General features: G+C 33.4%; 21 protein-coding genes. 8 read left to right on the top strand and 13 right to left on the bottom strand.

What is annotated here, in order from left to right; genetic code table 11:
• Positions 1 to 87 precede the first annotated feature (87 nt).
• From ILYOP_RS11505 to ILYOP_RS11490, 4 genes are all read left to right on the top strand, one after another.
• On the top strand, positions 88 to 927 hold the full coding sequence (locus ILYOP_RS11505; protein WP_013388671.1) for a GGDEF domain-containing protein: 840 nt from the start codon (positions 88 to 90) through the stop codon (positions 925 to 927).
• A 62-nt stretch (positions 928 to 989) separates the two neighbouring features.
• Entirely contained in the window at positions 990 to 2,267 is a 1,278-nt protein-coding gene (locus ILYOP_RS11500; protein ID WP_013388670.1) for an ArsB/NhaD family transporter, read from the top strand.
• A 128-nt stretch (positions 2,268 to 2,395) separates the two neighbouring features.
• Positions 2,396 to 5,059, top strand: a complete 2,664-nt coding sequence (locus tag ILYOP_RS11495) for a PD-(D/E)XK nuclease family protein (RefSeq protein WP_013388669.1) — start codon at positions 2,396 to 2,398, stop codon at positions 5,057 to 5,059.
• Positions 5,049 to 8,174 (top strand): UvrD-helicase domain-containing protein, encoded by a 3,126-nt coding sequence (locus ILYOP_RS11490; protein ID WP_013388668.1) that lies wholly within the window; start codon positions 5,049 to 5,051, stop codon positions 8,172 to 8,174. Before ILYOP_RS11495 ends, ILYOP_RS11490 begins: the two co-directional genes overlap by 11 nt.
• A gap of 136 nt (positions 8,175 to 8,310) precedes the next feature.
• On the opposite strand, the gene ILYOP_RS11485 is transcribed toward ILYOP_RS11490, so the two are convergent.
• The 6 genes from ILYOP_RS11485 to ILYOP_RS11460 all read right to left on the bottom strand — a co-directional run bounded on the left by ILYOP_RS11485 (position 8,311) and on the right by ILYOP_RS11460 (position 13,271).
• Positions 8,311 to 8,808: a type II secretion system protein gene (locus tag ILYOP_RS11485; protein WP_013388667.1), complete on the bottom strand. Its 498-nt coding sequence runs from the start codon at positions 8,806 to 8,808 to the stop codon at positions 8,311 to 8,313.
• Between the two features lie 166 nt (positions 8,809 to 8,974).
• Positions 8,975 to 9,445 carry a cyclic nucleotide-binding domain-containing protein gene (locus tag ILYOP_RS11480; RefSeq protein ID WP_013388666.1) on the bottom strand — a complete coding sequence of 157 codons (471 nt, stop codon included), beginning with the start codon at positions 9,443 to 9,445 and terminating at the stop codon, positions 8,975 to 8,977.
• A 128-nt stretch (positions 9,446 to 9,573) separates the two neighbouring features.
• A complete protein-coding gene (locus ILYOP_RS11475) occupies positions 9,574 to 10,740 on the bottom strand; it encodes a nucleotide sugar dehydrogenase (protein ID WP_013388665.1) in 1,167 nt (388 codons plus the stop codon).
• A 79-nt stretch (positions 10,741 to 10,819) separates the two neighbouring features.
• A complete protein-coding gene (locus ILYOP_RS11470) occupies positions 10,820 to 11,443 on the bottom strand; it encodes a protein-L-isoaspartate(D-aspartate) O-methyltransferase (RefSeq protein WP_013388664.1) in 624 nt (207 codons plus the stop codon).
• A gap of 43 nt (positions 11,444 to 11,486) precedes the next feature.
• A complete protein-coding gene (locus ILYOP_RS11465) occupies positions 11,487 to 11,735 on the bottom strand; it encodes a CPF_0552 family protein (protein WP_013388663.1) in 249 nt (82 codons plus the stop codon).
• A gap of 171 nt (positions 11,736 to 11,906) precedes the next feature.
• The gene (locus ILYOP_RS11460) at positions 11,907 to 13,271 is read right to left on the bottom strand and encodes an MATE family efflux transporter (protein ID WP_013388662.1); all 1,365 of its coding nucleotides are present in this window, start codon (positions 13,269 to 13,271) and stop codon (positions 11,907 to 11,909) included.
• A gap of 247 nt (positions 13,272 to 13,518) precedes the next feature.
• On the opposite strand from ILYOP_RS11460, the gene ILYOP_RS11455 reads away from it, so the two are divergent.
• From ILYOP_RS11455 to ILYOP_RS11445, 3 genes are all read left to right on the top strand, one after another.
• Positions 13,519 to 13,926: a hypothetical protein gene (locus ILYOP_RS11455; RefSeq protein ID WP_013388661.1), complete on the top strand. Its 408-nt coding sequence runs from the start codon at positions 13,519 to 13,521 to the stop codon at positions 13,924 to 13,926.
• An 86-nt stretch (positions 13,927 to 14,012) separates the two neighbouring features.
• Positions 14,013 to 14,975, top strand: a complete 963-nt coding sequence (locus ILYOP_RS15295) for a GGDEF domain-containing protein (RefSeq protein ID WP_013388660.1) — start codon at positions 14,013 to 14,015, stop codon at positions 14,973 to 14,975.
• Positions 14,950 to 15,372: a hypothetical protein gene (locus ILYOP_RS11445; protein WP_013388659.1), complete on the top strand. Its 423-nt coding sequence runs from the start codon at positions 14,950 to 14,952 to the stop codon at positions 15,370 to 15,372. Before ILYOP_RS15295 ends, ILYOP_RS11445 begins: the two co-directional genes overlap by 26 nt.
• A 10-nt stretch (positions 15,373 to 15,382) precedes the next feature.
• Here the strand turns inward: ILYOP_RS11445 and ILYOP_RS11440 are convergent, their stop codons facing one another.
• From ILYOP_RS11440 to ILYOP_RS11410, 7 genes are all read right to left on the bottom strand, one after another.
• A complete protein-coding gene (locus tag ILYOP_RS11440; protein WP_013388658.1) occupies positions 15,383 to 15,886 on the bottom strand; it encodes a mechanosensitive ion channel domain-containing protein in 504 nt (167 codons plus the stop codon).
• Positions 15,887 to 15,963: 77 nt separating this feature from the next.
• Positions 15,964 to 16,809 (bottom strand): WYL domain-containing protein, encoded by an 846-nt coding sequence (locus tag ILYOP_RS11435; RefSeq protein WP_013388657.1) that lies wholly within the window; start codon positions 16,807 to 16,809, stop codon positions 15,964 to 15,966.
• Positions 16,810 to 16,863: 54 nt separating this feature from the next.
• A complete protein-coding gene (locus tag ILYOP_RS11430; RefSeq protein WP_013388656.1) occupies positions 16,864 to 17,655 on the bottom strand; it encodes an ABC transporter ATP-binding protein in 792 nt (263 codons plus the stop codon).
• Positions 17,648 to 18,505: an ABC transporter permease gene (locus ILYOP_RS11425; RefSeq protein WP_187288131.1), complete on the bottom strand. Its 858-nt coding sequence runs from the start codon at positions 18,503 to 18,505 to the stop codon at positions 17,648 to 17,650. Before ILYOP_RS11425 ends, ILYOP_RS11430 begins: the two co-directional genes overlap by 8 nt.
• A gap of 37 nt (positions 18,506 to 18,542) precedes the next feature.
• Positions 18,543 to 19,484, bottom strand: a complete 942-nt coding sequence (locus ILYOP_RS11420; RefSeq protein WP_013388654.1) for an ABC transporter substrate-binding protein — start codon at positions 19,482 to 19,484, stop codon at positions 18,543 to 18,545.
• A 162-nt stretch (positions 19,485 to 19,646) separates the two neighbouring features.
• Entirely contained in the window at positions 19,647 to 20,579 is a 933-nt protein-coding gene (locus ILYOP_RS11415) for an ABC transporter substrate-binding protein (RefSeq protein WP_013388653.1), read from the bottom strand.
• Between the two features lie 946 nt (positions 20,580 to 21,525).
• Positions 21,526 to 22,632, bottom strand: coding sequence for an ABC transporter ATP-binding protein (locus ILYOP_RS11410; RefSeq protein WP_013388652.1), 1,107 nt, complete (start codon positions 22,630 to 22,632; stop codon positions 21,526 to 21,528).
• Between the two features lie 300 nt (positions 22,633 to 22,932).
• Between ILYOP_RS11410 and ILYOP_RS11405 the strand changes: the two genes are divergently transcribed.
• Positions 22,933 to 23,415, top strand: a complete 483-nt coding sequence (locus ILYOP_RS11405; RefSeq protein ID WP_013388651.1) for an S-ribosylhomocysteine lyase — start codon at positions 22,933 to 22,935, stop codon at positions 23,413 to 23,415.
• Positions 23,416 to 23,459 lie beyond the last annotated feature (44 nt).

The raw sequence follows: 23,459 nt of genomic DNA, 5'->3' as shown, positions 1-23,459 counted from the left end.
TTCAAAAGTAAAAGGTTTTTTATCCTCTAAGCAGTAGATAATATTAATGAGTATATTTTTACTAATTTTTTACATGAGGGGTCTGTTATGAAAATAAACAAAAGCCTTATGGTCGGAGTCTTTATCGGAGTTCCGATTATATATATCAATTTAAAAAATTTATTTCAAAACCTCGGTTTAGATAGCACCCTTTACTTTTCTTATATTATCCTATTTTCTGTAGTAGTTATTTCAGGAATTTATGTGGTTAATTTTTTTGTTAAGTTAAATAAAAAAAAGAATCGCAAGTTTTTCCCCAGTGAAACTGACTCAAAATATATTTATCACAGAGGAGAGGAAAAAATCGAAGTCTTCGAAAGAGAAATAATCAAAAGAAAAGAAATAAAAGAAAAATTAAGAGATAGTCTTATCAGAATTCCAAACGAAAAATTATTTGATGGAAAAAATATTCTGAAAAAACTAGATCTTGAGATTGTAAAGGCCAAAACAGAGGGACTGCCTCTAGTTGTCATAATGATAGACTTTCAAAATTTCAAAGATATTGCTCTTCCTTTAGGAGATCATATTGAAGACGATGTACTTAATAAATTTGCCGATGCGATCATAAATGACTTGAGAAAAACAGATTATACAGGAAAGACAAAATCAGATGAATTTGTAATTATTTTACCAAATACTACTCTTAAAAAAGGTGAACTTGTTTTATCTAGGATAAAAAGCAAAATAAACTGTGTCCCTTTGGCCAATGAGTATTACCTGACATGTTTTAGCGCAAGTATACTCGGCATACATGACAAAAATATGGCATTTTATGACTCACATCAAATTTTCAAATCAATTAATGATCTGATGCGTTTTGGAAGAGTCTATGAAAAAACCTATATAAATCCAAAGGTAAATACTGCCAAAAGTTTAAAGGAAATCTAAATAGTATTCGTAGTCCTAATTAAAGAGAAGATTATTTAAACTACTGTGGCAGGGGTGATTTTATGCTTACATTCAAAATTATTGCAGGTATTATAATATTTATACTGACATTTTCCATGATAATATCAGAAAAAGTTCCACCCTCTTTATCTGCCATTATCGGCGGTGGAGCTATGATAATCTTGAGAATAATAGACGAACATGAGGCCCTTCTTGCGATAAGCAGAAACTTAGAGATCTTACTTCTACTAATGGGTCTGATGATGATAGTCAGTATAATGTCTGAAACTGGAATGTTTCAATATTTATCTATAAAAGTTGCACAAAAAGCAAAGGGAGACCCTGTGAGAATAATGGCTTTCTTGGGTTTAGGTACCGCCATCTGCTCAGCTTTTTTAGACAATGTCACCACAGTTCTGCTGGTAGCTCCTATATCAATACTTCTGGCAGAGCAGCTAAAAATAAAATCACTTCCATTTCTTATAGTGGAGATTTTTTCAGCTAATATAGGTGGCGCGGCTACACTTATTGGAGATCCTCCAAATCTTATTATCGGAAGTATGGCAGGATTTAAATTTAATGATTTTATATATAACCTTGCACCTTTGGTGATAATAAACCTTGCTGTACTGATATTTACAATGGTATTTATTTTCAAAGATCAGATGGATGTCTCCAGAGTTTCAAAGGCAAAAATAATGGAGATGGAAGCAGAGAGGGTTATAAAAGACAAAGACCTTCTCATAAAATCTATGGTTGTTTTCATATTGGTTATAACGGGTTTTCTTACTCACACCTCTACAGGACTTGGACTTGCTACAATCTCTATTATGGGAGCAGGAATGTTGATTTTGATATCTAAAAAAAGTCCAGAAGAAATATTTAATCACATCGAGTGGCCTACAATATTTTTTCTTTCTGGTCTATTTGTTCTGGTAGATGGAATCGAAAATATAGGTGTGATTGAGAGAATAGGAGAGCACGTAGTCAATATGACTGATGGAAACCTAAACTTTACTGCAATACTGACATTATGGTTTTCATCACTTTTATCGCCATTCATGGGTGCTGTACCTTATACCATATCATTTGCCAAGGTAATCACAGAGATATCTCCAAATTTTTCTGGTAATACCAATATACTATGGTGGTCCCTATCCCTAGGAGCATGCCTGGGAGGAAACATGACTATTGTAGGAGCTGCAGCAAACGTTGTAGGAGCCGGAATAGCTTCAAAAAGTGGAAATCCCATTACATTTAAAGAGTTCTTTAAATATGGATCTCTAGTTGTCCTTCAGTCTGCGATACTTAGTACTATATATATTCTCCTCAGATATTGAAAAAAATCGAATAATAAAAAACATCGCCCTGGAGTTCTCTCTGGGGTGATTATTTTTACTGTTCTTTTATATAGCCTTTGAATATGGTATTATTTATATGAAAAATTTATTTTTGAGGTGGTAAAAATATGAAGTTTACCTATGTGGATTATGGCAAGGATATTTTAGAAAAACTAATAGATGATGGAAAATCAGTATTTGTTTTTTCAGACAACACTCTGAAAAACTTTGCAGAAGATAAAGCAGAAAAGAATTTTTTCAGAAGAAACAGCCTCTATACTACCATGAGTTCTATGAAGGAATATCTCCTTCCTGAAGAACGACTGGTAATAAGAGAAGAAAAACGTACTCTGCTGTTTTACAGGGCTATTCCTGAAGATTTAAGGAAAAAATATAATATAAACTCATACTACGACATAATCGACCTGGGGGAAAACTTCTTGAAGTTCTACAGAGAACTTCAAGAATATCTTGTAAAAGATGTGAAAAACCTCCAAAATTGGCAAGAAGAATACCTTAAAGATTTAGAGATTATTAAAAAGAATTACCTTGATCTTTTAGACAGATATAATTATATCCCACAGGACTGGACAAATAATCTGAATAATTATTCCTTGGATTTTTTTGAAAATTATGAAAATTTTATCTTTGTTGACATACCTTTTTTTACTCCCTTTGAAAAAAAGATGATAGAAAAACTCTCTGAAACCTATGAGTTAGAGTTTATTTTGCAGATAACAGAAGGTGATTTTTGTGAAGATGATCTGAAGATCAAGAAATTTACATTCCCCGAAAAGTCAGATAACATTAAAGTCATCGAAGTTTCTGATGAGATGCACCAGCTGATTAATCTCATGGATATTATGAAAGAAAAGAAAATAGAACTTTTTTCTCAAAATCCAGAAAATAGTATATATCCATTATTTGCACCTAGAATTTTTACAGGTCATAAAAATATCCTTAAAAACACAGATCTTTATCGTTTTATGGAGTTACAGTATGAGATTCTTTCTGGAATAACAGAAAAAATTTTTTATAATGAAAATGAAAAAAGTAAAATCTTATACTTTTCTTCTCAGACTATTTTGAAAGCCTTGGAGAACAGAGTTTTTTCTGATTACTATTCATTTAATCATGAAGAGATAAAATTTTTTATGAAAATAATAGAAAACGAATATCAATATATCACAAAGGATCTTATAAACAAAGGTGAACTAACTCGAATCCTTTTAGACAGAAGAAAAACAACTAAAGACAGTGAAGATAATATATCTGGATTTATAGAGAAACTTTCTCATATAATTGAAGATATTTGTCAAATAAGAAAAGTCTCTGATGCTGGAGAACTGTTAGAATTAATGGGTAATAAAGAATTTTTCAATTTCACTAAGCTAGATGAAGATATTTATATTGATTCTATAAACAAGTATTTTGAATCACTCTCAGAAGTCAAGTCCCTAGAGATGTTAGAGATGCACAAAACTTGGGAGGATTACTTTGGTGAAAACCTAGCAGAACCTTTATACAAACTTCTTCTTAAATATATGCAACTTAAAGAAATTAAGGTATCTAGCCGAAATGACCTTGTCCCTACAAAAATAAAATCTTCTAGAGAAGAAAACTCTTGTTTAAAAGAAACCGGAGTATACATAGACATTTCTGGAAAAACTCTTCCTGAAAATAACATAAGGGATTTTCTTTTAACAGAGATACAAAGAGAAGAAAACAATCTTTTATCCTCAGATGAAAAAAGGCTCTATGAAAAATACAGATTTTTTCAGGGCCTATTTAACTGCAAAAAAGCATTGGTTTTCAGTATGAAAAATGAGGAAAATGATCTGGACAGCTCTCCGTTTATAGAGGAATTGATGCTAAACTACAAGCTGAAAATCACAGATCCAAAATATGATCAAAATGATCTGTTGTCCATGGCAAGAACTTTTTTCAAAGGCAGCTCTCCTGTAAAAAAAGAACTCACTGTAAACTCTCTTCAGAAAGATGACAGTGATTTTCATGAAAAAACCATAAGACTTGGAAGTTATGATTACTCTCTTTTGACGATTTGTCCATATAAGTTTTATCTGCAAAAGATCGCATCCATAGAGTATCAAACCAGAAAATTGGAATCAAAACTTTCCCCTAGAATCATAGGTATAATTGTACACGAGATATTAGAAGAGATTGCCAATATAAAAGAAGATGATGTGAAAAATAAAAACTTTTCCCTGGCTGAGGTTAATATAGATGAGCTACTGAGAAAAGCATTATATAAAAGGAGACTCCAGATACCTTTTCATCTAGATAACTATTATAGGGAGATAATGTTTCCTGTTTTTATTGAAGGAATAAAAGGATTTTATAAAAATCTTGAAAAAATTATTGGAGACCAAAATATAATAAGTTTTTCAGGAGAAAAAAGTAAAAAAGAAAAACTTATAGATGAAAATCTAAAGGTCATTCTAAGTGGTAGAATAGATCTTATTATAGAAAGCAGCAGAGACAACTGTATCTTAGATTACAAGACAGGTCAAGGAGATCCAAGGCAACTGGATTTTTATTCTATCTTATACTATGGTGAGGAATCCCAGGCAAAAAAATATATTTTTAATGCCTGGGATGGAAAATTAGAAGACTTTAGCAGCAGGAAAAATACCCTCACTTATAATGACATGAAAAATCAACTAAAGGAATTTATCGCTAATCCCATATATAAAAGAACAGAAAAACACAGCACCTGCAACAGGTGTGAATATCAGCAAGTATGCAGGATGAGGTGGGAAGATGAAAAATAGAAAAATCTTAAAGGCAAGTGCAGGAACAGGAAAAACTTACCGTCTTTCATTAGAATATATAGCCAGTCTTCTGCTAGGAGAAAATTTTCAAGAGATTATGGTACTGACTTTTACCAGAAAAGCCACAGGTGAGATAAGAGAGCGAATATTATCCTTTCTAAAAGAAATAACAACAGATGGAGAAGATGCACAAGAAATAGTAGAAAATATAAAAAAACTTTACCCGGATCTTGTTGTAGATACTGAGAAACTTGTCGATGTCTATTCTGAGATTATGAAAAATAAAGACAGATTAAAAATCCATACAATTGACAGCTTCACAAATATAATCTTCAAAAAGTCCATCGCTCCAAGCCTTGGTATATATTCTTATGAGATAATAGACGATGACAGAAACAAAGACTTTCATTTGAAAATCCTAGAAAAACTATTAGAAAAAAAGACCTATTTCGAAAGCTTCAAGGACTTTCTCTATGAAAACGCTGAAAAAGATATAGAAGCTTATCTAAAGCTTATAAAAAACATACTCAACGAACGATGGAAATTTCTGCTTTTCAAGAAAAAAGATAGAAAAGCCTACGACATCTGCAACCTCGTAGACTTACTTGACAATATGAAAACTGATATTGAAGAGGCTGGTAAGATAAAAAGTCCGTCTAAAGTTCTAATAGATGGATTTAAAAAAGCTTTTAAAGGGTATCTGTCAAAAAACACCCAGTCGGAAAAATTAAAATTTATAACTGAAAACTTTAAATTATTTCTAAAGGAGGACACCTTCTGGGTAAAATCTTTTATTAATCCTACAGCCAAGATAAAAGGCACCGAAAAACATGTTGAAAGAATTATAGAAGCCTATTCTCTCTTTAAAATAGAGCTCTCCAGATTTATTTTTAACAGTAAGGTTATCCCCTATGAAAAAAATCTCTTTGATTTTGTAGAGTTTATATTTTCAGTATACGATGAGATGAAGTTTAGAGAAAAAAAGTTTACCCATACAGATATATCTACCTTTACCTTTAAATATTTTAGTGACCCTAGACTCTCTCTTGTGGAAAATAACAAGGTAACCGATTATTTTTATCAGCTAACTGAAGGGGAAATTAAGACCATTTTTATTGATGAATTTCAAGATACCAGCATACTTCAGTGGAAAATTCTTAGATCAATAACAGAGAGAGCTAATAAGGTTATCTGTGTAGGAGATGAAAAACAGAGTATTTATGGATGGCGTGGAGGAGAAAAAGATCTCTTTGATAAACTTCCTAATATAATAAACGGTACCAGTGAAACTTTGGAGAAATCCTATAGAAGTGAAAAAACAATAATCAACTTTGTAAATAAGTTCTTCTCCTCTTTGAGAGACCAGTATGACGAAGAAAACAAGATTTGGAATTATGAAAATGTAGATTATTTGCAGTCCAAGGACAATGGCTTTGTGCAGACAGTTATAAACTGTAAGGACGATGATAAAAGCTCTTTTGACGCCATGATTGAGATTTTACAGCAAAATGTCAATAATTACAATAAAGTTGGAATTATTGCCAGAAGAAATAAGGATCTCATAGCTATATCAGAAAAACTAGCTGAAAATCATATACCCTTTATAATAAACTCTAGTGGCACTCTGCTAGAGCACAGAGCTGTGAAAGGAATATTCTCTCTTTTAAAATACCTTGCCTACAACGAATATATATATTTATTAGAATTTATGAGGAGTGACATTATAAATATAGATGACTCAGAGTTGAAAGAACTCATTGTAAAACGTATAGAGATAAATGAATATTTAGACGGCATCAGAGATAAGACTGATATCTGCAAACTTCAACTTGGTTTAATAAAGGGATTTAGAAAAAAATTCCTTGGGGTTTTCCAAATCAATACAAAAGATCAAAAGGGACGTCTAGACAACCTGGCTCTCTCCCTGATAAAGGATCTGGGTATATTGGAGATATTCCCTACAAACTCTGATGTGAAAAATCTTCTCAGATTTTATGAAATACTCAAAGAATATAGGAGTATAGAGGATTTTCTCGCCTATGCTGAAGAAAATCCCGATGGAGATAAATTAAAACAAGTAGCTGTAGAAGAAATAAATGCAGTAAATATAATGAGCATACATAAATCAAAGGGTCTTGAGTTTGAGACTGAATTTTTTTACCATCCTCTTTCAACTAGAAAATTTCCAGACACAGGTCTAAAATTTTATCTAAAAATGGACGACACTTATGAAAATACAAAAGATTATCTTCTTACTAATGCCTCATATAAATCTATACTCAATTTCCTGAACATGGACTTTGTAGAAGAAAACAATGTGAAAGACGAAATGGAGGAAATAAACAACCTCTATGTTGCAATGACCAGGCCAAAGAAGAATCTTATAACTTTTATTGATGCTGGAATAGAGAGGAAAAAACTTATCGAGAAGGAAAATAAGATTCTGAATGGTCTGAAAAATGCCATGGGATCTGAGGACAACGAAAACCTAGATATGAAAAGTATCGGATTTTTCAGAGAGTCCCCAATAGAAACAGTTTTTTCTCAAGATAAAAAAATTTCCTTTAACCAGGAACTTGACAATTACATTGTAGATACAGATATTCTAATGGAAAATAGTGTGAAAAAGAAAAACTTTTCTTATAATATGAGTTTGGACCAGGAATTTAAACGAAAATCCGGAAGTGCAGTACACTACTTTCTTGAAAACATAAAATACCTTACTCCAGAAGAACTTCAAAAATCCCAAAAAATCACTCTGGCAAAATATGGAAATATGCTTGGCGAAAGAATGATGGCAAATATTTTTGAAGGAACAGGGATAAAAAAATTCTTTCGTGACAATAGCTGGATATTCAGCAAAGATTGGGATCATATTCATAGGGAATTTAAAATCTTAGATGAAAACAATTCTGTGCGAAGAATAGACCGTCTTATGATAAAAGAAGCAAAGGATAAAAATCCAGGAAAAATAGTTATCGTGGACTATAAAACCGGAGAAAAAGACGAGAAACAGATGAGTATATATGAAAATTCCATAAGAAATCTATTAAAAAAAGATGATTTAGAAAAACTTTATGAGATAGAATGTCATTTTTTATTTCTTGACTTGTAGTAAAATGGGCATTAAAGAATCAGTTTCTGTTTTCATATAAACTATCAACTTTAAAATTGAGAACCTAATGTATAAAAGGGAGTAGAAGCTATTTCTAGCTATTGCTCCCTTTTTCAAAAAAATTATATGTATAGTCTTACTCTATTCCGTCCCACTCTTCTCCTCTTGTATCCTTACCATTCTCCCCATCATCAAAATAGTAAGTAGAGTTATCCGCTATTGAAACTCCCACTCCTTTTTCTATAATAAGTAGAATCAGAGGCATCGTACTTCCTTCAACAGTAATGCCTCCGGTGTTGGTACCTACCTCAAGGAATCCCCCTATACCTCCATCTTCGACACTACCGCTTGCATAGGCACCCTTAGAATCTGAAATTCTGCTTGAATATAGTTCATTGGCTGCATGACTGTCAACTCGTTCTACAAGATCATTAAAATCTATATCATTTCCCCCGTCTTCGCTTTCAACAGCAGCTATCTTATACACAGTCCGATATTCTCCAGTTATAAAATAAGCTTTTGCATCTCTTGAATTTTTTATAACTTTACTTACTTTCACCATAATAGTCGCTGATAAGATTAATATCAATGCTACCACTACTACTAGTTCTATTAGAGTAAAACCCTTTTTCATGACAACCACCCCAAAAATAATTTCTTTATAGCATATTTTAATTACTTAAATCTTTTTAAGTATCTACAAACTTAATCCAAGTATTCCTCCTATAAAATTTAATTTTTCACAATAAAAAAAGACTTTTGCTATTGATTACACAAAAGTCTTTACAAATCTCAAAAAATTAGTCTATTTTACACCATTCCATATGTTCCATAAGGATCTTTTTTACAAGAATTAGGTTTCTTGCAAGATCTCGTGCTATGTTAAACATTATTTTTCCAAAAAGTTCCTGTCTTTCTTCGGATATCTTAAGAAGTGCCATTTTAGGTATCACCGCAAGTGTTATATCTGTTTTAGCTATAGCCGTCGAAAGCTGCTTTTGTATTCCAAGAGGAGCCACTACACCAAAAAGTTTCCCATCTTTTACCGTTCCCAATTTCTCTCCAAGCATTAAAAAATCCACCTTGCCATCTAAAATAAGGTAAGAGTCTCCAGGGGGTTCTCCCTCACTAAAAATGACGTCTCCCTCTTTATATCTAACCTCTTCCATTAACATGGCAAAATACTCTATCTCCTCCTCTGAGATACCTCCGAAAAGCGAAGTCTTGGGAAGAATTTCAAATATTCTATCTAAAACTTTTTTATCTATCATACCGACTCGCCCCTTTATCTGAATTTTAATTTCATTTTTAAAAAAAATCATATAAATACCAAACAATAAATTATATCTCAGATAAATGAAAAAGTAAAGGACCCCTATAGAATAGGGGTCCAAATTATTTAGTCTCTCTTATAAAGGTCACGTGTATATATTTTTTCCTCTACATCTTGCAGATCATCTGAAAGCCTGTTTGTTACTATAATATCTGAAATAGATTTAAACTCTTCTAAGTCTCTTATCACTTTTGAATTAAAGAAGCTCTCTTCCTCTAAAGCCGGCTCGAAAATTACAACTTCTATTCCCTTTGCCTTTATTCTCTTCATTATTCCCTGAATAGCAGAAGCTCTGAAGTTGTCTGAATCAGTTTTCATAGTCAATCTGTATACCCCCACTATTTTAGGATTTTTTGAGATTATCATATCTGCTACATGATCTTTTCTAGTGGTATTGGCATCTACTATAGCACCTATTATATTATTAGGAACATCTTCATAATTTGCTCTAAGTTGCTTTGTATCTTTTGGAAGACAGTATCCTCCGTAACCAAATGATGGGTTGTTATAGTGAGATCCTATTCTAGGGTCTAGACCTACGCCTTCTATTATCTCTTTTGAATTTAATCCCCTAATTTCTGCATAGGTATCTAATTCATTAAAATAAGCAACTCTAAGTGCTAAATAAGTATTGGAAAATAGCTTTATTGCTTCTGCCTCTGTAGAATCAGTAAACAAAATATCTATGTTTTCTTTGATTGCTCCCTGAGCTAGCAGTTCTGCGAATTTTTTTGCTCTTTCAGATTTTTCTCCCACTACAATTCTAGATGGATAAAGATTGTCATAAAGAGCTTTTCCCTCTCTCAAAAATTCTGGAGAAAAAATAATGTTGTCTGTATCAAACATCTCTCTTACTTTTTTAGTATATCCAACAGGGACAGTTGATTTTACAACAATTGTTGATTCTGGATTAATAGACAATACATTTGCTATAACAGCCTCTACTGTCCTGGTGTTAAAGTAATGCTTATCCGGATCGTAATTTGTAGGAGTTGAAACTATTACATATTCTGCACCTTCGTAAGCTTTATAGGCATCAGTGGTGGCAGTCAGATTCAGATCTTTATTTTCCAAAAAATCCTCTATTTCGACATCTGCGATAGGTGATTTTCTTTGGTTTATCATGTCTACCTTTTCCTGTATGACATCTAAGGCAACTACCTCATTATGCTGGGCTAGAAGTATTGCATTTGATAGCCCTACATATCCAGTTCCTGCTACACATATTTTCATGATATTAATTCTCCTTTTTTATCATTTTTTTCCTTACGTCACATAAATTATATACCAGAGATAGTATAAAGTAAAGTCTTCACTCTCTTACCATCGGAACAAATCTAACAGGTAAAAGTCTTTTTTTTGATATCTTCCCAAATTCATCTTTTTCTAGTAATATCAGCTCTTGAAAAATCCCCCCTACAGGAGCTATTAATTTTCCCTTTGCAGCCAGCTGATCAACAAGATTTTCAGGAATATCAGTCGGAGCTGCTGATAATATTATCCTATCATAAGGTGCCTTTTTTTTATAACCTCTATACCCGTCACCACTTACTACTTCTATATTTTCATACCCCAGATTTTCAAGTTTTCTTTTGCCATCTTTATAGAGTTCTTCCACTATCTCTACAGTCACAACCTCTTTAGCCAGTCTTGACAAAATAGCAGCTTCATATCCCGATCCCGTCCCTATCTCTAAAACCCTGTTTTCTTTTTCTATGTCTAAAACTTCTAGCATATACGCCACTATGTATGGCTGAGATATTGTCTGACCCCATCCTATGGAAAGAGGTGTATCTGCATATGAGATCAACTTATCCCTCTCCCTTACAAACTTTTCTCTAGGAACACTGCTCATGGCTTTTAGAACCCTTGCATCTCTTATTCCTCTGCCTATAAGGTGATCTTTTATCATCTTGCTTTTTTCTGATTCAAACATCTACTCCACCTCACAAAAAAAAGGCAGCCTGGCTGCCTTTTTACTAAATCAAAATTTCCTTTGCCTGAACTCCCTCTATATTGTTCAATGAGTCGAGCATCTCCCCAGCCTTAGGGTCATGGGCTATAACTTCCAAAAGTATCAGCCCAGTAGGGCTACACTGATCCGGTGCCACATTGTGCAATCCAAGTCTCACCTTTATAAGGCATCCGTACTCAGTCAAAATATCCTGCACCTTAACTGCAGTTTTTTGTCTTTCTTCCATCTTTATAGCCACAATCCTATACTCCATCTTATTACCTCCCATATTTAATCTATATGGTTTTATTCTCTGATTAATTAATTTTCCTTCAAAGAAAAGGTTAAGATTTTCGTTAAATAGATTTTTAATCTTCACTTGTAGAATTTACGTAAATTTTCCATAGTCTGTCATTTTAAGCAAGGAAAAATAAAAAAATTTAAATTATTTGTTATAAATAGGTGTTATATTGACTGATTTTTGAAAACTCCCTTTATTTTTATCAAAATAATTCTTTAAAAAAAACAAAGAGATTACAAAAGCTATTCCCTCTGCAAAAAGCGGTGTCATCCACACACCTTTTATACCGGCCATTCCTGGAAGAAAAATCAGCCCGACCACCATGAGTACACAACTTCTCATAGTCGTTATAAAAGAAGATACTGCAGAACTTTCTATTGACTGGTAAAAAGTCGACATCATTATATTCAGACCCATAAAGATAGATGCACTAAAGAACAAAGGCATTCCATCTCCTGTAATTTTCATAAGTTCCATATCATCTCTTATAAACAACCCTATTATTTCCTTTGTATATAAAATTGTGACAAGAATAGTAACTGCTCCTAGCAAACCACTGACCAAAGTGCTTAATTTTAGGGTCTCCCAAACCCTACTGTGTAATCCCCCTCCATAATTCACGCTGAATAATGGCTGTGATGCCTGGGATATTCCCAAAAACACAAGATACAGAAGAATATTTATATTTAGGATTATGCTATATGCAGCAACTGCATTTTCGCCACCTATACGGAGAAATATATAGTTGAAGGCAAAGATTACTGCACCGAAAGACATCTCATTTATGAAACTAGGAAGTCCCACCTTGAACATTCTATGAATAACCAAAATTTCAAGTTTATGACTTTGTAGAACAAGTGAGTTCTTCTTTGATATAAAGTGAGTCAAAAGGACAGCAGTGTAACTCATCTGGGCTATTCCCGTAGCAAGAGCGGCACCTTTCATTCCCCAGTTAAATTGAAAAATAAAAGTATAATCTAAAATAATATTTACTATCCCGCATAAAACCATTCCCATCATAGAAATAGAGGGATTCCCGTCATTTCTTATAAAAGCATTTAGACAGTGTGGAAGCAGATAAAAAAGAGTAAACTTCGAAAGAATCCCCAGATAATCCTCAGTCATAGGAATGGCACCACCCCTTGCTCCTAGAAAAAAAGTGATCTCCTTTAAAAGTACAGTCTGACCAATAATATATAAACATCCGAGGACAAGTGCCAAAATTACAGAATGAGTAAATATTTTATTTCTTCCATCGTAATCTCCCCTTCCTGCATCTACAGAAGCTGCTGTAGCTCCACCTATTCCGAGAAGCATCCCAGTAGAAGAATACAAGGTATAGGCGGGTATAACTGTATTTAGTGCCACGAGTCCTAGGCTTCCTATTCCTCTGCCTATAAAAATCGTATCTATAAAAATCAAAATTCCTATGGACAATGTCCCTGTAACTGAAGGTATAAGATACCTTAAAAATAACTTTGACACATCTCCATGCATAATTTTTTCCATAATATTACCTCCGAATCCAATATCCGTGTATTTTATCACGGACTCTTCTAAACAAAAAGTCTTTTTTGTTCTCATAAAAAAATAAAAATTTTCTTGATTTTTTTATAAATATCTTAAAAAAACTTATCATTATATATAAAAGATGATATAATCTATACTAACCTAGACCACATTCAAAGAAAGTAAAGTTTCTCTTTGCACGTTGTGCATCAAAGGGATATTAATATAAAACTCTAGGAGGTGTAGCATGTCCCAAGAATTTTTACAAGAAGAAATGGAACACTATCGGCTAGAACAGGAAAAAGTGAAACAGATCGTAGGAAGTATCGGTGGTTCTCATCAGTCTCGAACACATAAGATGCTTAATGCAGCGTTTCTAACTATTGTGGTGGTATCATTCTTTATGGGTGGAGTCCTTCACTATATCCCTGTGACACTTTCTCTAGAGCTCGGAGTACTTCTTGTATCTCTAAAAATCGCCTGGATGATCCATGAACAGCAGAAGGTTAATCACTTTCAGTTTTGGATTCTAAATTCCTTGGAGATAAGACTAAACTCTCTGCAGACAGGATCTAGAAAGATTCATAAGGAACTCTCTCTGCTTCGAGAGGAAAACCAAAGGCTGAGATCGGCCCTTGAAGATGAAAAAAAGTAACCGGCTGTATGTCGGTTACTTTTGCATTTTTAGCTCTTTAAATTGATATAGATTTTTGTTCTTTACAAGTTTTAAAGGAGAATACTATGAAATTAAAAAAACTAAAAACACAGAAAGAATTCTTAGAAATACTAATGGATAATTTAGAAACAAAAATGTTTGTCTTTAACGAAGATATGGAAATTCAGGAGTTAAATAAATCCTCAGGAAAAATGATAAGTCTTGACCTCAATGATATTTACGGGAAAAAATGTGGAGATCTACTGCAATGTGCCAACGCCCTTGAAGAAAACAAAGGTTGTGGAGAAACCAGTAAATGCCACGAATGCCATCTCAGAAACTCTGTATATGACTCTATTTCCAAGAACTCCCACACAAATAAGAAAATCCTTTCCAGGGAGGACTATGTTTGCGGGAAAAAAGAAGAGAAGTTCTTTTTATACTCTTCTAAAAAGATAGCCTATAACAATAAAGACATGTCTCTTGTACTAATTGATGATATTACAGAAATCGAAAAAAGTAGGAAAAAGCTTCACGAACTCTCTATAACTGATGAACTCACAGGTATTTATAACAGGAGATTTATTTTTGAAAGCATAAAAAAAGAGATCAGCAGGTCAGAGAGAAACGGCGGAATTTATTCGCTTATGCTCATAGATATCGATTTTTTCAAAAAAGTAAATGACTTATGCGGCCACTTAGGAGGAGACGAGGTATTAAAAAACGTAGCTTCTGAAATAAAAAATAATATCAGAAATATGGATCTTTTTGGAAGATTTGGAGGTGAGGAATTTATTTTGCTTCTACCTGAAACTGATTTAGAATTAGCTCTTCTCTGTGCAGAAAGACTTCGAAAAGCTGTGGAGAGCATAACTTTCCCAAAAGTTGGGCATCCTGTTACAGTAAGTATAGGGGTAGGCCAGTATTCCATAGGAGAAACCTTAGATGACATACTAGACAGAGTCGACAAGGCTCTCTATAAAGCCAAGAATAACGGTAGGAACAGAGTGGAGGTATCGGAAAATGCAAAAACTTTACAGGATTCTTGATGTCAATGTAAATAGGGCATCTGAGGGAATCAGAGTTGTCGAGGATCTCTTTAGATTTTATTTTGAAAATGAGGCTCTCACAAAAGAATGCAGGATTATAAGGCACAGCTTGAGAAAAACCATGAAAAATATAGATAATATTCTTATCCAAAGCAGAGATGCCAGAGGTGACATAGGACTCACTGTGAGCCAGAAAATCAAAAATGACTCTAAGGAGAGTATAGACCAGCTCTTGGTATCCAATTTCAAAAGGATACAGGAAGCTGTCCGGTGTATAGAGGAGGTTCTAAAAGTAGTCGGTCATTACAACCTATCTAAAGATATGGAAAATATAAGATACCAGTCTTACTCGTTAGAAAAGGATATATCTGAGTATTTAAAAACCAGTGGTGCTTAGACCACTGGTTTTATTTTTTCATAACAACCACTATCTGGTGTATCATAAGATTATTTGGATACATGACTAGATTTCCATTATCATTTTCTACCTCTACATAAAAAAGTCTCATCTCTTTTATTATCCCTTCAAGTTTGTGATCTCCTATATTGATCAGCACCCTGTCCCCTACTTTCAGCCTGTAGCTAAAAAAAAGAATCAAGCCAGAAGATATGTTACTGAGATTTGACCATGAAGCAAAAAGAGCAGTTCCCAAAATAGTGAAAATAGTTGCCGCCACTACGAAAAACTCTTTCAGATGGAATCCCCATATAAGTGTCATAAGAGTAAAAAAGCATATTGCAAAAAAACTATCAATTAGTCTTTTAGCCCTTACTATCCTGTCTGTAGAGAAATTATTTTTTTTTCCAAACTTTTCAACGCCTCTGTTAAAGAGCTTTCCAACCAAAAAAAATGTCAACAATATCCCAACTGTCCAGGCAATTTTACTAAGATTAATAACAATATTTTCCAAGTTTCACACTCCAGATTATTCACTAAAGAAAAAATAATATCACTTTTAACTCTGGATTTCAATAGAAATTTTAATTATTATGAGTTGTAACTCTCAAAGGCTTCTAAAAATTCATTTTTCATCTCTTCTCTTAGTTCTTTGGGTTCAAGAATAACTGCTTCTTTTAGAAACTGTCTAAAATAAAGCTTGGCATTTTCATTTGAAGCCTCAAAGGTGTAGACATCTCCTGATCTTTTTAAAAATTTAGGCCTGTAGTTTGTCAAACTCTTCATAAGACTTACCCCTTCTCCTGTAAGCCTTACCTTCACAAAGTTCCCGTTACCCAAAAATGGATCAAAGTTTTTTCTTACACTTTCTATGTACTTTTTATCCTTACCTTTTATCTTGTCATCTAATATAGATATTATCTCTAATTCTTTTAGCTTATAGTTTCTATAGCCTTTAGCTTCTTCACAGAAACAGAATAAAAAGTTTTCATCTCCCTGTTCCTCTCTTTTTACAAAAAAAGGTTCCACAGTGTAGATTTTGTTTATATATTTCAATTTAAGTTTTCTTTTTAGTTTTATGGCTTCTAATATACTTTTTAGTCTCTCTTCGTATATAAAAAGCTCTCTTTGATATTTAAATTTAGATGTATACACTTCAAAAAGCTCCCTGAAAAACTCAGCCTCTATATCTACATGATTTTCCTTCAATACATCATAATAAATCTCTCTATTTGCCACATTGAGGTCAAACTGTATTATCTTCTTTAGAGGTCTTCCTTGAGTTTCCAGGAGCTTTTCCACATTAATATCTTTTTTATATTTTAGTTTATCCAGTATATAATTGCAGAGTTTATTGTTGTTTATACCAAACTCTTCTACGTCATTTCTCATCATACGCCAGATATCTTCCGGGACTGTCACCCGTATCTTCTTCATAAAACCCTCCCAAAAAAATCTTTATATGATTATATCATAAAGACTTTGAGAATTCTATACTGAAAAGAGTTCTTCCCCTCTAAATCCGGCTTCTTTTTTATGAAATGTTTCAAGAAGAGATTCTACGGTCAATTCCTGCTTATCTTTTCCACTAATATCTATTATTATTTCACCTTGATGAAGCATGATCATTCTGTTTCCATAATCTATTGCATCTTGGAGGTTATGAGTTATCATAAGAGTAGATATGTTATTTCCTTCTACTACCTCTTTTGTTTTATTCATTATGATCTTAGATGTCTTAGGATCTAAAGCCGCCGTATGCTCGTCGAGCATCAGAACTTCTGGTTTATTAAGAGTTGCCATTATTAGTGCAAGGCACTGTCGCTGTCCTCCTGATAAAAGTCCCACTTCGGTATCCATCTGGTTTTCTATACCTAATCCCAACTGAGAAAGTGCCTCTATATAATAACCTCTCCTATTTTTGTTAAGTCCAATAGAAAGTCCAAATTTTTTACCTTTATTGTCTGCCATAGAAAGATTTTCATAAACTGTCATCGAAGGTGCAGTTCCTAAAGATGGATTTTGATACACTTTAGACATAAAACTGTTTCTCTTATGTTTTTCCATATATGTCACATCTCTGCTTCCTACAAGTACCCTTCCTGAATCAGAGATTATATTTCCTAAGATTACATTTAAAAGGGTAGATTTACCCGCTCCATTACTTCCTATTATAGTTATAAAATCTCCCTCTTTCACATGAAAGTTGAGATTTTTAAACACCTCTTTCTTAGTTCCAAGTTCTGAAATAAAGGTTTTCTTTATATTTTCCAATTTAACCATTTGATGCAACACCTCTTTTCAGACCTTTTTTCTTCTCCTTAAGGGCCATTATTCCTACCACTATAACAGCAGTTACAAGCTTTAGGTCACTGGCTCTCATACCCATTTTTAGTGCAGCCGCTACTACATATTTAAATATAAGGGTTCCTAGTAAAGCTACTGTTGTTGCTTTCATAAACTTACCTGTTTTGAATACAGTTTCACCTATTATTATAGCTGCAAGACCTGTTACTATTGTTCCTGTTCCCATTCCTACATCTGCAAATCCTTGATACTGTGCAAGAATTCCACCAGATAAAGCAACCAGAGCATTGGATATGGCCAGACCATATATCTTTAGGTGCTTTTCATTTATCCCTAGCGATACTACAAGAGTTTCATTGTCTCCTAAGGCCTTAAGGGCAAAACCAAACTTTGTCTTTAACAGATAGTCAAGAGATCCTTTTACAACTGTTAATAGCACTAGAATAACAACTATAGACGGTAATCCAGTGTTAAATAAGTGATCCACTCCAAACAAAGGTATATTGGATTTCCCCATGACTCTGAGATTAACACTATAAAGACCGGTCATAACTATTATCCCTGCCAAAAGGTTTGTTATATTCCATTTTACATGTATATAACCTGTTACAAAACCTGCCATTCCTCCTGCTACCACAGCTAGAAGAAGTGCCAAAACCGGACTCATCCCTCTGCTGACACACACTGCAGCAACTGCAGCTCCCAATGGAAAGCTTCCATCTACTGAAAGGTCAGGAAAGTCTAATATCTTATAAGAGATATAGACCCCCAAAACCATTATTGAAAATATTAATCCCTGCTCCAGTGTTCCTAGTAATATCACGATGTATCTTCCTCCTTCCGCAGAGAGTCAGCACTATATCTTAAAATATTTCAGCTTTATCCAAACCATCGATATTATCAAGTGAGATTCCCATCTCTTCAGCCGCTCTCTTGTTTATAATAAGTTGAGTATCTTTTAATGTCTCCACAGGCATATCTTTAATGCTTGCACCTTCTAATATCTCTACTGCCATCTCTCCTGTCTGATAACCTAATTTATAATAGTCTATAGTCTCAGTAGCTATTGCTCCCTGCTCTACCATGTCTTTTATAGAACCTATTACTGGAACCTTTGCTTCATTTGTCTTTTGGAGCACAAGTGGTATAGCGGCTGTCATAAGATTGTCAGTAGGAACATAAAGTACATCCACTTTTCCTAAAATAACATCTAGGGCAGAAGATACTTCATTAACATTTGTTACACCTGAAGTAATTACTTCTAAAGATAACTTATCACATTCCTCAATTGCTTTCTTTACAAGAAATTCTGAATTCTGTTCACTTGTATTATATACTATTCCGACTTTTTTAGCATCAGGAAGAAGTTTTTTTACAAGCTCCATCTGCTGCTTAACTGGTGACATATCACTTGTTCCACTTATATTGTCTCCAGTAAGTCCAGCTGTTTCTGGATCTGTAACTGCAGTTATTAAAATAGGTATCTCCTTAGTCGTGTTATAAGCAGCCTGTGCACTAGGTGTTGCTATGGCTAGTATTAGGTCTTTTTTATCCTGTACATAGGAGTTAGCTATTGTCTGAGCTGTTCCAAAATCACCCTGAGCACTTTGGAATTCTATCTCTACCTTTGTTTCATCATATCCAGCATCTTCTAATGCCTGTAAAAATCCTTCTTTAGAAGCATCTAAAGCCGGATGTTCTATTATCTGAGTAATTCCTATCTTAGTTTTCTTCTCTTCTTTTTTTCCGCACCCTGTAATTAAAATAACTAAAGTTAGGATAGCTAAAAATAAACCTTTTTTCATAAACTCCTCACCCCTCTAAAATTTAATCTCTGTATAAAATGATATCATTTTAGTTAAAAGGCTTCTATCCAACAATAAAAAAAGCATTTTGTTCGGTTTTTTAAGATGGGATCGCATTAAAAATAGGAGTATACAGGTATACTCCTATAAATTTTGTTCGTATTAGTCCACCATTTCAGCTCTTTCTTTTAAAGTTTCTGAGATTTTTATATTATACTCTTGGGATTTTTTTCTATTTATATACAATGAAGAGTTCTTTACTGTTTCATACGGCATATCCTCTATTTTTTCCCCTTGAAGATATCTCACAAGCATCTCTCCCGTCTGGTAACCGACCTGATAGTCCTCTATACCCTCTGTAGCAACGGCTCCCTGGTACACATATGGCTTAGTTGCTCCGATTACAGGCACCTTTCCTTGATCGGCCTTTTGTATAACCAGTGGATAGGCAGATGCTATTGTGTTGTCTATCGATGTATAAAGTACATCTATCTCTGGCATTATAGTATCTAAGGCAGAAGCAACTTCATTTACATTAGTTATTCCTCTTACTACTACTTTTAGTCCTGCTTCTTTAGCTTTATCAGTAAAAAGTTCTGTAAGATAAACTGAATTCTGCTCACTTGTGTTATATACGATTCCCACTTTTTCTGCCTCAGGTAAAAGATCCATTATAAGTTCTATCTGTTTTTCAACAGGTGACTGATCACTTACTCCGGTTACATTTGAAGCAGTGAGTCCTGCCACATCGGGGTTTGTTACTGCAGCAAAGAAAACTGGCTTGTCTGAAATTTGATTTTGTGCAGCCTGGGCACTAGGAGTTGTTATTGCAACGACCATATCTTCACTCTCTTTAAATGAAGTGGCTATCATCTGAGCAGTATTAAAATCCCCCTGTGCGTTTTGATAGTTGAGTTCTACTCTGTCCTTAAATTCACTTTTTGAAATAGCATCCTCTACACCTTTTCTGACTTCATCTAGTGAAGGATGTTCTACTATCTGTGTAATCCCTACTTTTATAGGTTTTAGCTCCTCTTTCTTTCCACATCCTATTGCTGCTAGTATTACAAAACACATAATTAATAATTTTTTCATGATTTTTCCCCCTCGAGTTTTATTAAATACTTTCTTTGGATTTACTTCTATTAAGTTGTATGAGTTCTTATCTCCTTTTTGATAAAGGTATAAAAAAAGGACCTGTGCACAGGTCCTTTAAGATTAAAATTTCTAATAAAAAGACCTGTCCTTTGAGAACAGGTCGTAAAAATCAATTTCTAAGATAATTTTTTTATGCAGACTTTGACAAAACCTGGTTCACTTGACTTTTATTGTATTGGTCAATTTTGTTTTGCCACCACCAAGTAAATTTAGCCATCATCTCTGCATCCCCTTTTTTAATAATAAACTCTAACACAACTCTTTACAAAAGATTACTATAGAAAATTTCTTTTGTCAAACTTTTTTTATAAGTATCATACTAATAAAATATTTTCGATACCTGAAATTCAAATCCCAGGTATCTACCCAAAATATATATCAACAAAACCCTGAACTTTGAAATAAAATACTATATAAAAAGCCCCCCGACCCTTTAAATCTTAAACCCTTTTCCTTTAATCTCAAAAATCTTTTATTCATTTCAAATATTCAGAGTCTGTATCAAACTTGCCATTTACTTCTGTTAAGAATTATCAAAACACTTTCAAAACCCATAGGGTCTAATAAATATTTATTCACTAAAGTAAATATAAATATTTCTATTATATTTTTTAATACTTTCAGAAGTATGTACACTCTTATTATACACTATCACTAGTTTTTTTGCACTTAAAAAATTTATATTCATAAAGTCAGATTAAACAGAATTTATCTGACAATAAATGATATCATTTTTATAAAGTTTTTTTCTAGCCAACAATTAAAAAAAACTTTTGTTCTATTTTTTTAATAAATATTCAACATTTTCAATGGACTAATTATAATACACCATAAAACTTGTGTTCGTACTACTCTTCTACTTTAAATTTTTTATATATAATTTTTACAAAGATATATTTTTTTCACTTTCAAAATCAAATATATGACACTTTTTCATATCAAAAATAAAATTGTACTTTCCTCCGTGCCGGGCAAGTAGTGCATTTTCTGAAGAACTTCTTGCTGTAAATTTTTCTCCAGATATTAGAATATGTATGTATTGTTCATTCCCCATTTCCTCAACTACAGTCACTTCTCCTGGTATTCCGTTATTTTTTATACTAATATTTTCAGGTCTCATTCCAAACCAAATTTTTTTCCCTATATATTTTCTGACTTTATCGCCCTTATCATAAGGAAGCTTCAGGCTAAAATCCTTTGTAATTTCTACTATAACATACCCGTTTTTTTCCTTTAGAGTAGCCTTTTTTATATTCATTGCAGGGGACCCGATAAAGCCAGCCACAAATTTATTTTTAGGCCTGATGTAAAGATTAAGAGGAGTGTCTACCTGCATTATCTTCCCAGAATCAAGAACACATATCCTGTCTCCCATGGTCATTGCCTCGACTTGATCGTGGGTTACATAAATCATAGTTGCTGCCTGTCCCTCTTCTTTGAGTTGCTTATGAAGTTGAGTAATTTTTAACCTCATAGAAACTCTTAGTTTAGCATCAAGATTTGATAACGGCTCATCAAAAAGAAACACCTCGGGTTTTCTTACTATGGTTCTTCCTACTGCTACCCTTTGCCTCTGACCCCCTGACATCTCCTTAGGCTTTCTTTCTAACAAAGAGCTTATCTCTAGTTTTTCAGCTGCCTGTCTCACCCTGTTATCTATCTCTTTTTTAGAAGTTTTTTTCAATTTTAATCCAAAGGCCATATTTTCGTATGCCGTCATGTGGGGATAAAGGGCATAATTTTGAAAAACCATTGCAACTTCCCTGTTTTTAGGAGCTATATTATTCACTATTCTGTCCCCTATCCACAGCTCACCACCACTGACCTCCTCTAATCCAGCTACCATTCTAAGTATAGTGGACTTAGCACATCCAGAGGGTCCCACAAAGACCATAAACTCACCGTCTTTTATTTCAAGTTCTATCCCATGAACAGCCTTAAATCCATTTGGATAGATCTTTTCCAGTTTTTTCAGATGAACTTTTGCCATTTCTACCTCCATTTAAATTTCACTATATTATCTCAGTACTTATTTTTTAATCTTTAATACTTTGGTTTTACAATAATTCAGTCATTACTTTAAAAAATAATTATACCAATAAAAATAGATTTATAACAAGTAGTAATAATATTATAGTAGATATTTTTCTGATAAAATCAATCTATCAAAATGAAAAAATCTTGAAAAGAAAATAGCTTCCTATCAAGAATGTCTTAGCTCTCCTTTTAATATTACTTTATGACTGTTTCTGTGATATAATAACATCATATATTTTCAAGGAGGTAGCCGATGAAAAAAATTGCAAGTTTCACAGTAAACCATATTGATCTCTTAAGAGGAGTCTATGTTTCTAGAAAAGATGTCGTTGCAAATGAACATATACTTACAACTTTTGATATAAGAATGAAAAGGCCAAACTTAGAACCCGTTATCAACAACGGAGAACTCCATACTATAGAACACTTAGCTGCCACATTCCTAAGAAACCACGAGGTCTGGGATGAAAAAACTGTTTACTTCGGTCCAATGGGCTGCAGAACAGGAGTATATGTTATTTTCAAGGGTGATCTTAACCCTTTAGACGTACTTCCTATTATTACTGAGATGTTCCAGTTTATAGCTGATTTTGAGGGGGATATCCCAGGAGCCACTGCCAGAGACTGTGGAAATTACTTGGATATGAATCTTCCCATGGCAAAATTTGAAGCAAAAAAGTTTTTAGAAGAAGTTTTAACTAATATAAAAGAAGAAAATATGATTTACCCCAAATAACAAGTAAAAAAAGACCTCTCTCAAGTGAGGTCTTTTTTATTATT

The sequence above is a fragment of the Ilyobacter polytropus DSM 2926 genome (assembly GCF_000165505.1).
Taxonomy (GTDB): domain Bacteria; phylum Fusobacteriota; class Fusobacteriia; order Fusobacteriales; family Fusobacteriaceae; genus Ilyobacter; species Ilyobacter polytropus.
This window is presented reverse-complemented; position numbering and strand designations above follow the sequence as displayed.

Bases quoted from the DNA above. Each gene is read 5' to 3' on its own strand.
- ILYOP_RS11505 (WP_013388671.1), top strand. From the start codon at position 88: ATGAAAATAAACAAAAGCCTTATGGTCGGAGTCTTTATCGGAGTTCCG.
- ILYOP_RS11500 (WP_013388670.1), top strand. From the start codon at position 990: ATGCTTACATTCAAAATTATTGCAGGTATTATAATATTTATACTGACA.
- ILYOP_RS11495 (WP_013388669.1), top strand. From the start codon at position 2,396: ATGAAGTTTACCTATGTGGATTATGGCAAGGATATTTTAGAAAAACTA.
- ILYOP_RS11490 (WP_013388668.1), top strand. From the start codon at position 5,049: ATGAAAAATAGAAAAATCTTAAAGGCAAGTGCAGGAACAGGAAAAACT.
- ILYOP_RS11485 (WP_013388667.1), bottom strand. From the start codon at position 8,808: ATGAAAAAGGGTTTTACTCTAATAGAACTAGTAGTAGTGGTAGCATTG.
- ILYOP_RS11480 (WP_013388666.1), bottom strand. From the start codon at position 9,445: ATGATAGATAAAAAAGTTTTAGATAGAATATTTGAAATTCTTCCCAAG.
- ILYOP_RS11475 (WP_013388665.1), bottom strand. From the start codon at position 10,740: ATGAAAATATGTGTAGCAGGAACTGGATATGTAGGGCTATCAAATGCA.
- ILYOP_RS11470 (WP_013388664.1), bottom strand. From the start codon at position 11,443: ATGTTTGAATCAGAAAAAAGCAAGATGATAAAAGATCACCTTATAGGC.
- ILYOP_RS11465 (WP_013388663.1), bottom strand. From the start codon at position 11,735: ATGGAGTATAGGATTGTGGCTATAAAGATGGAAGAAAGACAAAAAACT.
- ILYOP_RS11460 (WP_013388662.1), bottom strand. From the start codon at position 13,271: ATGGAAAAAATTATGCATGGAGATGTGTCAAAGTTATTTTTAAGGTAT.
- ILYOP_RS11455 (WP_013388661.1), top strand. From the start codon at position 13,519: ATGTCCCAAGAATTTTTACAAGAAGAAATGGAACACTATCGGCTAGAA.
- ILYOP_RS15295 (WP_013388660.1), top strand. From the start codon at position 14,013: ATGAAATTAAAAAAACTAAAAACACAGAAAGAATTCTTAGAAATACTA.
- ILYOP_RS11445 (WP_013388659.1), top strand. From the start codon at position 14,950: ATGCAAAAACTTTACAGGATTCTTGATGTCAATGTAAATAGGGCATCT.
- ILYOP_RS11435 (WP_013388657.1), bottom strand. From the start codon at position 16,809: ATGAAGAAGATACGGGTGACAGTCCCGGAAGATATCTGGCGTATGATG.
- ILYOP_RS11430 (WP_013388656.1), bottom strand. From the start codon at position 17,655: ATGGTTAAATTGGAAAATATAAAGAAAACCTTTATTTCAGAACTTGGA.
- ILYOP_RS11420 (WP_013388654.1), bottom strand. From the start codon at position 19,484: ATGAAAAAAGGTTTATTTTTAGCTATCCTAACTTTAGTTATTTTAATT.
- ILYOP_RS11415 (WP_013388653.1), bottom strand. From the start codon at position 20,579: ATGAAAAAATTATTAATTATGTGTTTTGTAATACTAGCAGCAATAGGA.
- ILYOP_RS11410 (WP_013388652.1), bottom strand. From the start codon at position 22,632: ATGGCAAAAGTTCATCTGAAAAAACTGGAAAAGATCTATCCAAATGGA.
- ILYOP_RS11405 (WP_013388651.1), top strand. From the start codon at position 22,933: ATGAAAAAAATTGCAAGTTTCACAGTAAACCATATTGATCTCTTAAGA.